Origin of the sequence: Shewanella oncorhynchi (genome assembly GCF_012584455.1) — a bacterium.
In the GTDB taxonomy this organism is placed as follows: Bacteria; Pseudomonadota; Gammaproteobacteria; order Enterobacterales; family Shewanellaceae; genus Shewanella; species Shewanella oncorhynchi.
The window spans coordinates 97,627-112,679 of the sequence record NZ_JABAEB010000008.1 but is presented as its reverse complement, the minus strand read 5'-3'; the positions used below and the strand labels follow the sequence as shown (position 1 = coordinate 112,679).

Annotated in this window: 15 protein-coding genes; 8 read left to right on the top strand and 7 right to left on the bottom strand. The window is 47.4% G+C overall.

Annotated features, from left to right (window positions below; genetic code table 11):
• The 5 genes from HGO26_RS14150 to hemC form a co-directional block, all read right to left on the bottom strand.
• On the bottom strand, nt 1-1,456 hold a 1,456-nt coding region (locus HGO26_RS14150; protein ID WP_168825927.1), incomplete at its 3' end, for a retention module-containing protein.
• 433 nt (nt 1,457-1,889) lie between these two features.
• Nucleotides 1,890-3,056: a heme biosynthesis HemY N-terminal domain-containing protein gene (locus HGO26_RS14145; RefSeq protein ID WP_168825925.1), complete on the bottom strand. Its 1,167-nt coding sequence runs from the start codon at nt 3,054-3,056 to the stop codon at nt 1,890-1,892.
• A complete protein-coding gene (locus HGO26_RS14140) occupies nt 3,053-4,234 on the bottom strand; it encodes a uroporphyrinogen-III C-methyltransferase (protein ID WP_168825924.1) in 1,182 nt (393 codons plus the stop codon). Before HGO26_RS14140 ends, HGO26_RS14145 begins: the two co-directional genes overlap by 4 nt.
• Nucleotides 4,235-4,294: 60 nt before the next feature.
• Nucleotides 4,295-5,035, bottom strand: coding sequence for a uroporphyrinogen-III synthase (locus tag HGO26_RS14135; protein ID WP_168825922.1), 741 nt, complete (start codon nt 5,033-5,035; stop codon nt 4,295-4,297).
• Nucleotides 5,036-5,039: 4 nt separating this feature from the next.
• Nucleotides 5,040-5,972 (bottom strand): hydroxymethylbilane synthase, encoded by a 933-nt coding sequence (hemC, locus tag HGO26_RS14130; RefSeq protein WP_113940849.1) that lies wholly within the window; start codon nt 5,970-5,972, stop codon nt 5,040-5,042.
• A 202-nt stretch (nt 5,973-6,174) separates the two neighbouring features.
• Between hemC and HGO26_RS14125 the strand changes: the two genes are divergently transcribed.
• Entirely contained in the window at nt 6,175-8,586 is a 2,412-nt protein-coding gene (locus HGO26_RS14125; protein ID WP_105250440.1) for a class I adenylate cyclase, read from the top strand.
• Between the two features lie 83 nt (nt 8,587-8,669).
• Here HGO26_RS14125 and cyaY read toward each other — a convergent pair whose 3' ends face one another.
• Nucleotides 8,670-8,999: an iron donor protein CyaY gene (gene cyaY, locus HGO26_RS14120; RefSeq protein WP_105250439.1), complete on the bottom strand. Its 330-nt coding sequence runs from the start codon at nt 8,997-8,999 to the stop codon at nt 8,670-8,672.
• A 79-nt stretch (nt 9,000-9,078) separates the two neighbouring features.
• On the opposite strand from cyaY, the gene lptM reads away from it, so the two are divergent.
• The 7 genes from lptM to HGO26_RS14085 all read left to right on the top strand — a co-directional run bounded on the left by lptM (nt 9,079) and on the right by HGO26_RS14085 (nt 14,503).
• On the top strand, nt 9,079-9,270 hold the full coding sequence (lptM, locus tag HGO26_RS14115; RefSeq protein WP_168825920.1) for an LPS translocon maturation chaperone LptM: 192 nt from the start codon (nt 9,079-9,081) through the stop codon (nt 9,268-9,270).
• 57 nt (nt 9,271-9,327) lie between these two features.
• A complete protein-coding gene (gene lysA, locus HGO26_RS14110) occupies nt 9,328-10,572 on the top strand; it encodes a diaminopimelate decarboxylase (protein ID WP_168825915.1) in 1,245 nt (414 codons plus the stop codon).
• A gap of 76 nt (nt 10,573-10,648) precedes the next feature.
• On the top strand, nt 10,649-11,476 hold the full coding sequence (dapF, locus tag HGO26_RS14105) for a diaminopimelate epimerase (RefSeq protein ID WP_105250436.1): 828 nt from the start codon (nt 10,649-10,651) through the stop codon (nt 11,474-11,476).
• Complete coding sequence (locus tag HGO26_RS14100) at nt 11,473-12,102, top strand: DUF484 family protein (protein WP_131523371.1); 630 nt, start codon at nt 11,473-11,475, stop codon at nt 12,100-12,102. The genes dapF and HGO26_RS14100 overlap by 4 nt, the downstream gene beginning before the upstream one ends.
• 57 nt (nt 12,103-12,159) lie before the next feature.
• Entirely contained in the window at nt 12,160-13,080 is a 921-nt protein-coding gene (gene xerC / locus HGO26_RS14095; RefSeq protein WP_131523372.1) for a tyrosine recombinase XerC, read from the top strand.
• Nucleotides 13,080-13,811 (top strand): HAD-IA family hydrolase, encoded by a 732-nt coding sequence (locus tag HGO26_RS14090; RefSeq protein WP_168825913.1) that lies wholly within the window; start codon nt 13,080-13,082, stop codon nt 13,809-13,811. Before xerC ends, HGO26_RS14090 begins: the two co-directional genes overlap by 1 nt.
• 113 nt (nt 13,812-13,924) lie before the next feature.
• Nucleotides 13,925-14,503 carry a HupE/UreJ family protein gene (locus tag HGO26_RS14085; protein ID WP_168825911.1) on the top strand — a complete coding sequence of 193 codons (579 nt, stop codon included), beginning with the start codon at nt 13,925-13,927 and terminating at the stop codon, nt 14,501-14,503.
• Nucleotides 14,504-14,532: 29 nt separating this feature from the next.
• Here HGO26_RS14085 and HGO26_RS14080 read toward each other — a convergent pair whose 3' ends face one another.
• Nucleotides 14,533-15,036, bottom strand: a complete 504-nt coding sequence (locus tag HGO26_RS14080; RefSeq protein ID WP_105250431.1) for an AlbA family DNA-binding domain-containing protein — start codon at nt 15,034-15,036, stop codon at nt 14,533-14,535.
• Nucleotides 15,037-15,053 lie beyond the last annotated feature (17 nt).

Sequence of the window (15,053 nt, the reverse complement as noted above, 5' to 3'; positions counted from 1 at the left end):
GGGTGTCGGAATCGCCGTCTTCGGTGACGGTGCCAGCATCGCTGTCGCCGTTACCGACCGTGATGTCAGCGGGATCGTCGACAGGATTAACATTAATGGTTAGCGTTGCCGTTGAACCAGTGTTAGTTGTGTAGGTAATGACTGGTACTTGGCCATTCCAGTTGGCATTGGGTGTGAAGGTGTAAGAGCCATCGGCATTGATGACTAAGTCGCCGCCTTCAAGTTCAACTGTGGTGCCTGCGGCCACTGTATCGCCGTTCACGGTGAAGCTAACGACCGATAAGGTGTTATCCACATCGCTGTCATTGGTGAGCACGTTACCGGTGGCAACGGTATCTTCATCAACGGTATTAGTATCGTTGGCTAACGCAGAGGCATCATCAACAGGGGTAACATTAATGGTTAATGTGGCCGTTGAACCAGTGTTAGTGGTGTAGGTAATGACAGGTACTTGGCCATTCCAGTTTGCATTCGGCGTGAAGGTGTAAGAACCATCGGCATTGATGACTAAGCTGCCACCTTCTAGGGAAACAGTGGTGCCTGCGGTAACGGTATCGCCATTCACAGTGAAGCTGACAACGGAAAGGGTGCTGTCGATATCGGAATCATTATCAAGCACATTGCCAGTTGCTGCAGTGTCTTCTGCAACTGTGGCGCTGTCATTTGCAAGGATGGAAGGATCATCGACAGGGCTGATATTAATGGTTAGCGTTGCAGTTGAGCCCGTGTTGGTTGTGTAGGTAATGACAGGTACTTGGCCATTCCAGTTTTCATTCGGCGTGAAGGTGTAAGAGCCGTCGGTATTTAAAATTAAAACACCACCTTCGAGAGTCACTTCTGTGCCTGCTGCATAGGTGGTACCGCTGATTTCGAAGCTCACAACACTTAGAGTGGAATCCACATCAGTGTCGTTATCGAGCACATTGCCAGTCGCTACAGTATCTTCATTGGAAGTGTTGCTGTCATTAGCAAGTGCTGAAGGTGAGTCTGCTGCAATGGTGAATTGTGGAATATTAACCGTCGTTCCAGTCAGTGCTTGGCCGCTTGTTGAGTAGCCTGAAGCTGCAATGGTTTCTGTGCCGCTACGGGCTAGAGTGACATAGCCCGAGTTACCATCACTGCCTGGTGTGTTGCCTGCTGCGGTTTCTGGTAGGTTCTGAGTTGGGTCTTCACCGGATGCAATAAGATCTTGTAATGCTTGAATTTCATCTAGGGCTGCTTCGTTAGCCGTGCCAGAGGCTGCTGCAGTAGTTTCGCTGGGCGCGACTTCATTTGATAGCTTAGTGCCATCATCGAAGGTAATTTCATAGGTTGCGTTTTCGCCAATATGGAGCACAGCACCTTTAGGGAGTTGTTCGCCATCCTTAGCGGGTTGATTTGAACCATCAACTTCGATATTGATTTGCCCTTTTACTAACTTAAGCAAACCTTTCTTTGATGTAATTACCGATCCCATAGTAAGCTCCCAACAGCCAAAGTGTGTTAATCCATAGACGCACAAGTCCAACAAATATGTCGCACTGTGATACAAGTGGTGGAATTTTAGCTAACGAAACGACTTAAGTCAATTTTTTGACGCGCTTGTGTCGCCTGTTCTTATGCGGTTTTACGGATCTTAATACGCAAAAGTGACAATTTTTAGACCTGTAACTAGATGTAGTAGCTATATCTATAAAAAGGGCCGTATTTAGTACTTTTTAACTTTAAGATTAAGCATCGTTATAAGAAATTAATCTGGATTGGGAGAGTGGTTTTTACGGAAAAGAAGCGACACGATCTAGTTTTTAACATTTTTGGCAAGTTAAGTGGGTTTTAATATGCCAGCATTGGCAAGTGCCGTGATCTTTCGTTACTCAAATCACGGCGACTAGGTTGCAGGCATTGTAGAACTACAGATTAACCGCCTGACGATAACTTTGATTTGCGTTACCTTGTTCACCTAACTGTTCTTGAATCCGCGCAAGCGCCAACCAAGAGGCTTTTGTGGGTTCGAGTCTGCAAACATTTTGCCAGCAGGTTCTGGCTTCTTTCATATCCCGTGTTTGCTGATAAAGTTTAGCTAAGCACATCTGGTAGTCGGCATTATTCTCATGGGTGATTTCATGCTTGAGTAACTGCTTACGGATTTCTGTATCTTGGGCTGTCGTTATTTCTGGAATGACTTCTAAAAGTGCTGATTCAGGAGCAGTGCGTAATTTTTTCGAGAGTAGCTTCAGCGCTTGCTCTTTGCGATTAAAGCGGCATAAACCCACAGCATAAATCGCCAAAAACTCAGACTGATTGCGCTCACTGCGAGATAACCACTGCCAGCATTGTTCTAAGGCTTCTTCGCCTTTAATGGTTGCGGCTTTGAGTAAAGCGCAGTGAGTGATTACATTGAGTTCATTTAGCTGGGTGTCATCTAGGATCTGGCGTTTCTTCAAAATAGGTAATAATAGCTTGAGCGCATCCCAATCCTCTTGCGCTCGATATAACTCGAGGGCGAGTTTGAGTACCGGTGCTTTGCTCTTACTTGTGGGGGCTAATTTATCGAGCTCGGTGCGGGCTAAAGCTAACTCACCTTGTTTTAACAGATATCGAGTACGCGTGGTTGCGACGGCATTCGCGGCCAGCGGTTGTGTTGCTGCACGGTCAAGATATTGATCACGCTCTGCTATTTTCTGTTGGTACTGGGCAGCACGAGCCGCTGCAAGTAAATTAAGTGCAGGGAGTTCGCCATTGTCGGCGCCTTTTATCATAGCGCGTTCTGCTGCTGGCCAATCTTCTTCTGCCAGAGCCAGTGCACCCATTAAGGTATGCTTTTTCGCGGAGCGACGGCGCCAGTGGCGAGGAATAAAACGGCTACGCAGCATGAGATTAATGGCGCTAATCACCAACCATTCTAGTACTTGGAACATGGCATAAAATACAATTAAGGCAATGATCCCAAAGACTAAACTGGTCTCAATCTGGTAGTCACCTGCCGCAATGTATACATAACCTGTGTTGCCCACCAACCAAGGGCTAATGCAGAGCCCTATTAGTATTATCCCTAAGAAAATTAATATCTTGATCATAATGGCACATCCTCTGATGAGGTCAGCTCACCATAGCTTGTTAGCTGTAATAGCAGAGGTTTTGCGGCAAAGGATTTCAGAGTAATAGGATCAAGTTCTAATGTTGCCAATTTATCGATTTTGGCGATGGCTTCAGCAGTGCTGTGATCTTGAGTATCAAAATAGGTTTGAATCCACTTACGCACCATCATTAATGATTGGTGATAAGCGGCTCTGTCGTAGCGGTATAACGCAAGTTGAGATTGCAGCAGTTTATGACGAATATTTTCAACCAGATACCACTGTTGCTCAGGAGCAAGTAAAGCGGGTGCATCGGCGGTTCTATGGCGTATGGTGATAAAGTCTTGGGTTAACGCTTTCCACGTCTTCCCTAAGTTGCTCTGCCAGTCATTTAAATCGCCAGTAATGTTTGTATCTTCAGGGGCATCGGTTTCTGCATCGGTGCGATTAAGTGGCAGCTTATCGAGTTGCTCAATTAAGGCATCGAGGGCTAATACACTACCATCAATATCTGTGGTTTTAATACTTGCAGTCGCTGCGATATCTTTTGCCAGAGCCTTACGAATAGGTAGCAAAGCGGGATTGTTCATGGCGGCGATGGTTTCATCCGCCGACTTTAATAGATCGGTGGCGGTGCGAGGATCTTTTTCTAACCAAAGTTTACGGCCCGCCATGTTTACTAGATATTCGGCTTCTGACGCCATCCAATGCGTTGGACTGCGCTGGGCAAGTTTATTGATCCTGTCCTGCAGTAGATTTTGGTCTTCTGCTAATTTTGTTAATTCTTGATAGGTTTTAGCATCATTCAGTTGTTGCTGTTCAAGCTGGCCAATACGTTGATTGGGTTGTAGCAGGGCTTGCTGTAATTGGTCTTGTAGGGCGATATTTTTCGCATCCTGCGCCAGCAGTTGCTGTTGCATCTGTTGGTATAACATAAAACCGCCGCCAAGGGTGCAAGCGGTTAAACCCAGCGCTAATAACACCCCAAAGCGAATCGCCCACGAGCTTCTATTGGATGCTGGCGTTTGACTCGGCGTGCTTGAAGGTGTGGCTTTGGCTGTTTGGGATTCAGTTGATGGCGCTGAAGTTATGGGCGTGTCATCAGTCGTTATTGATGGTTCAATAATAGAGGTAGCCTGTAATTCAGGGCTCTTTGCGTCGTGCTTGTTGTTATCCATTTAACAGTCCTTGAAAACATGCTACTGCCGAAATTCGAGTTAAATCGGGCTAAATAGCGCTTAGAGTTTAAGGGCGTTTAGCACGGCTTTGCTGTTGGCGGCATTGGCATTGGTGACTTGGGTTATACCAAAGGCGTGAGCTTGAGCTTCTACTCGGTTACTTGGGACTATGATATGACATGAGCGCAGCCATGCAAATAACTCTTTTGGCACTAGATTAATCAGGTTATCCAGTACTTCACCGCTGGTGACGACAATAGTGTCGATGCCAAACTCTTGCCATTGTTGTGCGATCTGTTGTCCATCGAGTGGTGGACAAGCCCGTTGATATACTTCCCAATAGCGCACTGTTGCCCCGCGCTCAGCCAGTCGTTCAGCTAAGGCTTCACGGCCACCAACGCCACGTATGATCGTAATCTGCTTACCTTTAATATCTTGCAAAGGCGCGAGCGTGAGTAGACCTTCGGTCTGCTGACAATCATCTGGGGCTTCGAGGGCTTCAATGCCGAGCTGATTTAATGCTTCCCAAGTCGCATGACCTACGGCGAAATATTGAGCTTGAGGCCAGCCTTTTATTCGAGAATGAGCGGTTGTTAAGGCATAGTCGGCAAAGCTGACTGCATTAGCGCTGATACAGATAATCATATCGGCGTGTGCCAGTGGGTGCGAGTTATTCGTTGTGATGGGCGGCGTTGCTTCGACACACAGTAGAGGTGTAACCCAATGGCTAATGCCTTGCTGATTCAAGGCATCGATCATGGACTGATTGCGCCCTTCAGGGCGCGTCAGTAAGACTTTCATCGACTTATGCTTTAGCGTAAACAGCGTCGAGTATGCTTTTTGCGCCTTTGCTCAATAGCTCTTCGGCAAGGGCAACCCCTAATTGCGTGGCGTCGGTTTTTGGACCTGTGATCACGCCTTCGATGATTTCACTACCATCAGGGTTACCGACTAGGCCGCGTAATGTCATCTCATCACCATTGATTTCGGCAAATGCGCCAATCGGCACTTGGCATCCACCTTCTAGGCGCGTGTTCATCGCGCGCTCGGCAATCACACGGTAGCGCGTTTCTAAATGTTCTAATGGTGCCAGTAGGGCCTTAACGCGTGCGTCGTTGGTGCGACATTCGATACCCACAGCGCCTTGGCCGTTGGCGGGCAAGGATTCTTCGGCAGAGATAAAGCTAGCAATCCGCTCAGATAATTTCAGGCGAATTAAGCCAGCAGCGGCAAGAATAATGGCATCGTATTCGCCGTTATCAAGTTTAGCTAAACGAGTGCCTACGTTACCGCGTAAATCTTTGATAATAAGGTCAGGGCGTGATGCGCGCAGTTGGCATTGACGACGTAGGCTTGAGGTGCCCACAGTTGCGCCTAATGGTAATTCGCTGATCGTTTTATATAAATTCGATACAAAGGCATCGCGGGGATCTTCGCGCTCGCAAATAACTTCAAGGCCTAAGCCTTCTGGGAAGTCGACGGGTACGTCTTTCATTGAATGCACCGCGATATCGGCAAGATCGTCTAACATGGCGACTTCAAGCTCTTTGACGAACAACCCTTTACCGCCCACTTTGGCTAGCGGCGTATCTAAGATAACGTCGCCCTTAGTGCTCATTGGCAGCAATTCCACCACAATACCGGGGTGAATGCGTTCTAATTCGGCTTTAACAAATTCAGCTTGCCACATGGCCAGCGGACTCTTGCGGGTTGCGATACGTATGCGGTTCTCAGACATGCCTAGTTTCCATCAAAGATCTTAGTTGCGCCAATGCTAACATTGGCAAATCGTTTATGTAAGGAAGCCGTATCGATTCTTTGAAGTTGGCGATGTTCTAGATACCGTGAAAGTGTGACGGGCTTCACGTTTAGTTGCTCGAGTTTGTAAAAGTGTTAACATGAGCACATTTCCCATAAGTGCTTAAGTGTTGTGTTTTTGAATGGATCGGCAAATACAGTTTCCTGATATAGCAGAAAGACTTAATAAGGTACGTATTGCACGCGCCCTAGCTTTGCTATCGCCGCTACAAAAACACTTATTCCATTTGATCCCTTTTTTAATTCACCAGAACGGTGTTCAGTATCCTGGCTATCATGCCGCCAATACGCCCTGTGGAATCAACGAGTATCAGGTTGGTGAGACTGAGTCCCAGGCCTGCGATGTGTTCTCGCTGCCTTTTACTACTCAAGAAGCGGATATCAATGCCTTTGAAGGCGTTTATGCGATGGGGAGTACTGGCAGTTTTGGCCAAAATGCCAAGAGCGATGTCGATGTTTGGTTAGTACATAGGGCCGATCTGTGTGCTGAGGATTTGGCGCTAATCAAGATTAAAGCGACTCGATTGACTGCTTGGTTTGCCGAGTATCAGTTTGAGGTGAATTTTTACTTAGTTCATCCGCAGCAGTTTTGTGGCGGTAAAGCCGTTCGTGGATGTCAATCAGCAATGGCCCATGAGCATAGCGGTAGTATGCAACATTGGTTATTACTTGAAGAGTTTTATCGCAGTCAAATTCGTTTGGCGGGTAAAACGATTGCATGGTGGCCAGACGCTAAACTCAATCCTGCGCTCTTGTCCTTAGGCGATGTACATGAATTACCTGCGAGTGAGTACTTTGGTGCTTCGTTATGGCAGCTCTACAAGGGCTTAGAAAAGCCCCATAAGGCACTGATTAAAGTATTGCTACTCGAGGCTTATGCCAGTGATTATCCCCATTCAACTCTGCTTTGTGATCACTTATGGCAGAAAACGCTCGCCGGTGATTTTTCGACGTCGAATGATGCCTATTACTCTATCTATGAGATTATCGAAACCTATTTACTTAAGCAGAATGATACTCGCCGACTAGAGATAGTGCGGCGCTGCTTCTATTTAAAATGTGGCGTGCACTTGAGTCGAACCCAAGAGGGCAAAGATTGGCGTTATCCTAAATTGCAAAAGCTGGTGCAGGATTGGCAATGGCCAGATAGTCTGATTAGCACTTTAGACAATTGTGAACATTGGCATAGTGGCCAGCTCAATTGGTTTAACGAGCAACTGAATGAATTGTTATTAGCGAGCTACCAAACCTTATTACGCTTCGCATCGACACATGAGTTAAATGAAGGTTTGCGGATCGAAGATTTGGGAATGCTGACACGCAAGTTGCATACCTATTTTAGTCAAGATGAAGACCAAATCGCTAAGCTGAATCTGCTGTGGAGTGCTTCAGTCGCTGAGTCCGAAGTGACTATGGTCTCAAGCTCCCGCGAGCGCCAATATTATCTGTATCGACAAGGGCCTCAGCCACAAAATTTGTTAGGCGAGTCGGCAATATGTAAGGGAAAAACCCCTTCAGCTTTAATGATTTGGGCATGTTTAAATGGGATCTCGACGCCGAGTACTCAATGGCATGAATATGGTCAGAGTAAGGCAAAGTCGAAACGGCTTACCGAAGCTTCTAAGCGGTTACTGAATTTTATCGACCACGATTGGCGTGTATCTAAACGTGACTTATGCCAGCCATGGCATTTTCGTAAGCTGATTTTCGTGCTCAATCTGGATTGCGATCCCACCATTGAATGGCAAGGACAGGAAATGATGGTCGATGTGATGAATGCGAACGTGTTCTCACTCGGGCGTAAAAAAGCCAATATGCTTGGTGCGTTAGATGCAATTTGCTTGAATAGTTGGGGTGAATGGCAGTGTCATCGCTTCGAAGGCGATACCGCGGTATTGCAAGCCTTAGCCTTTGTGACGCCGGGGCTAAGACGAGCCAGTTTACCTGTGGATATGGATGTGATCAGCTGTTCACAGAAGTTACGCCCACAGCTTAAATTAGCAGTGAAAAATCTACTAAAACAAACCATGCGTTTGTGCCAACAAGTGCAGCAATCCAGCACCTTAGTGCAGCCACTGCAGATAAGTCGTACTCGCTATGGGATCTTTTTTAATCCCTTAGGCATGGCCTATCAGGACTTAAGCGATGCCAAGTCATTTTATCAACAGTTATCCCGCAGTCATCTTGTACTATTGCCGCGGCCTGAATTAGGTGACGATCCCTTTTCGAGTATGCCGAAAGTGGTGCAGAACTATGCGGCTAAAGGCGCGATTCAGTATTTTCTACGCCAACGGGTCGATAACTTGGATGTATTTATCCTCGATGAGGAAAATCAACTAAGCCATTACGTGCAGGCGGGATCAAACATGGCCGAGTTGGTAAATAAAGTGAGCCATCACTATGTGTTCGATGAGCATTATGCTTCACGGGCCCGGTTTAATATTCCGCAATTTTTCCATTTAGTGCGGGTAGCCGGAGAGTTAACGGTGGCGCCTTTCGGTATCGATGTTAGCGATCAAGACACTGAGTTTTAGCTGGTTTTTAACATAAATAATGGGAGCCAAGGCTCCCATTATTGTTTTGTACTATTACGGTTTTGCACTACGACAGGCTTAGATTAAAAGCTAAGCTTAATGCCGCCTTGGCGCTCGATAGACTCTTGCACGAATGGCATAAATTCGCCGCCATTTCGTCCGTCCATCCATTTACCTTCAACAAAACCAAAGTGATATCCACCAAAGCGTGTGGCGACCCAAATCTCATGCAAAGGTTCTTGCTTGTTGATCACTATCTTAGAGCCATCAACAAATTCTAATTGCAATACGTTGCCACTGGCATCGATATCAAGATCGGCATCTTGCTCATCAATCGCAGTTTCAATCGCATTTTCTATGGCTTGGAACATGTCATCGGCGAGCTGGTGAAATTCTGTATCTGTCATGGCCATGCATTTCTGTCCTTTGCTTTCGTCAAGATGGGTGCGATTATAAGGCCATTAGTCACCAGATGCACAGATGTTGAGAAAAATGAGACTGTTTTTATTGTTATTGCTTGGTAGCCTATTCATTACTGCATGCGGCCAGAAGGGCCCCCTCTATCGATCTCCGGCCACAGAGGTGAATCAGCCTAAAAAGGTTGAAGCGTCTAAACCTGAGCCTGAAGTAGAAGAGATTAAAACCGAAATTCGAGCCATCGAAGTACAAAAAACACAACAATAATAGCAGCTATAACTATCATCACTATCGCAGCGATAAAGCGCAGTAAGGAATCAGACATTGGATCACTTTCTCTACCAACAAAATGCCCTGCACGCCGAAGGCTGCCAGGTCGCCGACTTAGCTCAAACCTATGGCACGCCGCTGTATATCTATTCCCGCGCCACGCTAGAGCGCCATTGGCATGCCTTTAATAATGCCGTGGCAGATCATCCACATTTGATTTGTTACGCGGTTAAAGCTAATTCGAACTTGGCCGTACTAAATGTGCTGGCACGTTTAGGCAGTGGTTTTGATATCGTTTCGGGTGGTGAGTTAGCAAGAGTGATTGAAGCGGGCGGCGATCCCGCCAAAGTGGTGTTCTCAGGCGTGGGTAAAACTGCGGCCGAAATGGAACAGGCACTTAATCTGGGCATTTACTGCTTTAACGTCGAGTCGAGCGCCGAGCTTGAGCAGTTAAATTTGGTCGCAGGTCGTTTAGGTAAAGTGGCGCCAGTTTCCTTGCGAGTCAATCCCGATGTGGATGCGGGGACTCACCCCTATATTTCGACTGGTCTTAAAGAAAATAAATTCGGTATCGCTATGGATGAGGCCGAAACCGTCTTCGCCCGTGCCCATGCTTTGCCACATTTAAAAGTGAAAGGTGTCGATTGCCATATCGGCTCGCAATTAACCGAAATTCAACCTTTCCTCGATGCAATGGATCGTATGCTAGCGTTGATCGATCGTCTAGCTGAACAAGGTATCGTCATTGAGCATTTTGATGTGGGTGGCGGTTTAGGTGTGACCTATGATGCTGAAACTCCGCCGCATCCTGATGTGTATGCCGCCGCCATATTAGCGCGTATGGGCGACCGTCAACTTAAGCTAATCTTCGAACCGGGCCGTGCGATTGCCGCTAATGCGGGGATTTTTGTCACTCAGGTGCTGTATCTGAAAGAAAACAGCGACAAGCGTTTTGCGATTGTCGATGGCGCGATGAATGACTTAATTCGCCCAGCACTTTACAGTGCATGGCAAAATATTATCCCAGTCGTGCCAAGGGACTCTGAGGCCTATGAGTTTGATATTGTTGGTCCAGTGTGCGAAACAGGTGACTTTTTAGGTAAAGATCGCAAGCTGGCTTTAGTGGCAGGGGATTTACTGGCTGTGCGTTCGAGTGGTGCCTATGGTTTTGCGATGGCCTCTAACTACAACACGCGTCCTCGTGCGGCCGAAGTCATGGTCGATGGTGAGCACGCTTTCTTAGTGCGTGAGCGAGAAAAATTGTCTCAGCTCTGGCAAGGTGAGCAACTCCTGCCGTAAACTAGAAAAATTATATTGATTCAGGCGCTTGGTTTCATACTTAATGAGCGGCGCCTCGGCTTAAAGGATAAGTATCTTGATCCAATTCACTAAGATGCACGGACTGGGTAACGATTTTATGGTGGTCGATGGGGTCACGCAGAACGTGTTCTTTTCGCCTGAGCAGATCCGCCGTTTAGCCGACCGTAACTTTGGCATAGGTTTCGATCAATTACTGTTGGTTGAGCCGCCCTATGATCCCGATTTAGATTTTCATTATCGCATCTTCAATGCCGATGGCACTGAAGTCGAACAATGCGGTAATGGCGCCCGCTGTTTTGCCCGTTTTGTGCGCAATAAAGGATTGACCAATAAGAGTAAAATCCGTGTTAGCACTTCATCAGGTAAGATGACTCTGCGTTTAGAGCGAGATGGCACAGTCACCGTGAATATGGGCGTGCCTATTCTTGAACCAAGTCTGATCCCCTTTAAAGCCAAGAAAGCCGAAAAAACCTATTTACTGCAAACACCACTGCAAACCTTTTTATGTGGCGCGGCTTCTATGGGCAATCCCCATTGTGTGCTCGACGTTGAAGATGTGGCGAGCGCCGCTGTTGCTGAAATTGGTGCCATGCTCACTAAGCATGAGCGCTTTCCCCGTGGTGTGAATGTGGGATTTATGCAAGTAGTAGATTCGGGCCACATTAAGCTGCGGGTGTATGAACGTGGTGCGGCCGAAACTTTGGCCTGTGGCACTGGCGCGTGTGCAGCTGTGGTTGTAGGTCAAGTGCAAGGGAAGCTCGGCCAGCAAGTGCGGGTGGATTTACCCGGCGGTACTTTAACCATCAACTGGGAAGGCGAGGGGAAACCTTTGTGGATGACGGGCCCAGCGCAGCATGTTTACGATGGACAAATTCAGTTATGACAGAGCCCTTGATGCCGCAGACGAATGTGCCCTTTGATGAGTTGATTATTCGCGAGTATCTGCTGGATAATCCTGATTTTTTCAATCGCTATCCTGAGCTATTGCTGGCAATGCGTCTGCCCCATCTGGAGCGCGGCGCCATCTCTTTGGTGGAACGTCGTCAAGAAATGCTACGCCAGCGAGTCAGCCAGTTGGAAGAAGAGATCACCAGTCTGTTAACGATGGCGGCGCGCAACGAGAAAATTTACCAATTCAATACTGAGTTATCCTTCCAGCTACTGAATTGTGCCGATCTAGTGTCACTCAAAGAAGTGCTGGCCGACAGTTTAAAATTACAGTTTAATTTCAGCCATGTGCGTTTGATCAGCGTTCTCGATGCTGATATGAAGGCAATATGGGATCAAAGACTGCATAAAGGTCACTATTTTGGTCGGCTAACGCAACAAGAAGCCAAACGGTTATTTGGTAGCGAAGTGGGTTCGGTGGCACTGACTAAATTGTCGGAAGACAACCCGGTGATTTTTGCCATTGCTAGCCAAGATGTCACCCATTTTCATCCTGATATGGATAACATGCTGCTGGAACAGTTGCGGCGTTTACTGGCGCATATGCTTGCCAAGCTGTAACGGCCGTTGAGCGATTTTGCTCACCCAAGGCTTGGCAAAACCCACGAGGAAACCGATATGAGTACGCAAACAGGCGAAGTGTCGGCATTAAATACTCAATGGTTACAAACCTTTGAACGTTATCTGAGTACCGAGCGGCAGTTGTCAGCCCATACAGTACGGAATTACCTTTACGAGCTTAATCGCGGTAGCGATCTCTTGCCCGAAGGCGTGCATTTACTCAATGTGAGCCGCGAGCATTGGCAGCAAGTGTTAGCCAAATTGCACCGCAAAGGTTTAAGCCCGCGATCGCTTTCCCTGTGTTTATCGGCGGTAAAACAATGGGGTGAATTTTTGCTGCGCGAAGGCGTGATTGAGCTTAATCCCGCGAAAGGCTTAAGTGCCCCCAAACAAACCAAGCCTCTGCCGAAGAATATCGATGTCGATGCCATCAGTCACTTGCTGGACATTGAAGGTACAGATCCGCTGAGTCTGCGGGATAAAGCCATGATGGAATTGTTTTATTCCAGTGGCTTACGTTTAGCGGAACTTGCCGCGCTTAATTTATCCAGTGTGCAATATGATTTGAAAGAAGTGCGAGTCTTAGGTAAAGGTAATAAGGAGCGTATCGTCCCTGTCGGTCGTTTAGCGATTACTGCGCTGCAGAATTGGCTCAATTGCCGAAAGCAGATCCCCTGTGAAGATAACGCCTTATTTGTGACTGAAAAAGGCAAGCGACTCTCCCATCGCAGTATTCAGGCGCGCATGGCTAAATGGGGTCAAGAGCAGGCATTATCGGTGCGAGTACATCCCCATAAGCTGCGTCATTCCTTTGCCACTCACATGTTAGAAGCGAGCGCCGACTTGCGGGCGGTACAAGAATTATTGGGTCATGCGAACCTGGCGACCACACAAATTTATACCAGTTTGGATTTCCAACACTTAGCTAAGGTGTATGATAACGCCCATCCTAGAGCGAAAAAAACACAGGATAAATAATGCGTTGCTATCTTAGGCCTCAACATATTCAAGCGATCAGTTTCGATCTCGACGATACCTTGTACGACAATCTGCCGCATATTTTAAATGCCGAGGCTGAGCTGGCGACGTTTCTGTTGCAGACTTATCCATTATCGCAGGCGTGGCAACCCCATGATTGGCGCAGGCTAAAACTGCAACTTTTGCAACAAAATCGTGAGCTCGCCCACGACACCAGCGCAGCACGTTTAGCTACGCTTCGCCAAGGTCTAATACAATTAGGGTATTCGTCGACTGAAGCCGAACGCGGCGCCGAGCAAGGATTAGCATGCTTTTATTTTTATCGCAGCCATTTTCAAGTGTCTGACGAAGTGCTCTTATTACTCAAGCGCTTATCGCAGCATTTTAGATTAGTCGGGATCACCAATGGCAATGTGGATGCCGAGCGGATTGGTTTAGGTGATGCCTTCGAGTTTGTGTTGCATCCAGGTAATGGCGTGCATATGAAACCCGCTAAAGACATGTTCGAATTGGCCTGCTCGCGATTAAACATTGCACCGCAACATTTACTGCATGTTGGCGACAGTATGAATGCCGACGTTCGTGGTGCTCGATTGGCGGGGTGTCAGTCTGTGTGGCTAAATCCCAGTTTTGGTCGAGTCGATTCCTTACCGATAGCCGCCTTGTTGCCCCATTTAGAAATAGCCTCCCTCGACGCTTTGACAAAAGTATTGGCTATCGACGTAAACTAACTTAGCGTGCATTTTTAATCTGTATCTTTGGGTGATTGAGATCAAGGTTTGCCAGCCAAATTTGCACTAAAGTTAAGTTTTATATCACTAAAGTCACTGACTAAGGCTATTTTATGGCGCGTATCGGGTTGTTATTACTGCTCACTTTATGTTGGATCGCGCCGGTATCGGCCCATGAGATCCATTCAGGTGGCGGTTTCATGTCGGGTTTTAACCATCCCGTATTGGGCTTCGATCACTTGCTGGCTATGTTGAGTGTGGGCATGTTGAGCACCCAGCTCGGTGGCCGCGCGATTTGGACTGTCCCCTTAGCATTTGTCACCTTTATGTTAGTGGGTGGGATTTTAGGTTTATATGTGATTGCTGTTCCCTTTGTTGAAATAGGTATTGCCCTCTCTGTGTTGTTGCTCGGTCTTGCTATCGCCTTCGACCGTCAAATCCCGTTGTTATTCGCTATGGCCTTTGTGGGCGTATTCGCGATTTTTCATGGTCACGCCCACGGCGCTGAAATGCCGGAATTGGCTAGCCCAGTCCTGTATGCCCTAGGATTTTTATTTGGTACAGCAGTCATCCATTTAGGCGGCGTAATGATAGGCCTTGGAATGCAGCGGATGACAGGGCAACGCAATTTAATGCGCGTTACTGGCGTAGCGATTGCGGCCATGGGCGGCTATCTATTAGCAGGTTTTTAACGTAATAACAGGATGTTAGATTTACTGGATTAACGTGCCTTGAGTTGCTTCATGCAAAGATGGGCGCGGCGTAGCAGTAGATTGACTTGCCGACGGCTCGCGTGCATGTCGGCATCTCCCACCCTAAAATAACTCCCAGTGTAAGGATCGCTGCCTACGTAGATAGGTTTTAGCTGCTCAGGCGCCAGCGGTACGCGGATACGAATGAGTTTTTTGTTCATAATTTCAATAATCTGTACATCCGAGATCGCTAAAAGATTGTGACTCGTGCGACTCGGGTCATCGAGGATTTCCCAAAATTCTTGCAAGACGGGAAGGGGGTTGGGAATGCCTTCAATACTGAAATGGCCACGCTCTTCCCGCACACCTAGGATGATCTCGCCACCCAAAGTGTTGGCAAAAGAGCTATAAGTCGCCCAAATGTCTTCGGGTAATTGACCTTGGCCATCGCGGCCACCTGCGAGTTTAAATTCTACTTGGGCCGATTCGTGCAAATTGGCAATATCATCGAGTGCAAATGATTGAAATGTCATGGCAGCTTATCCGTCAG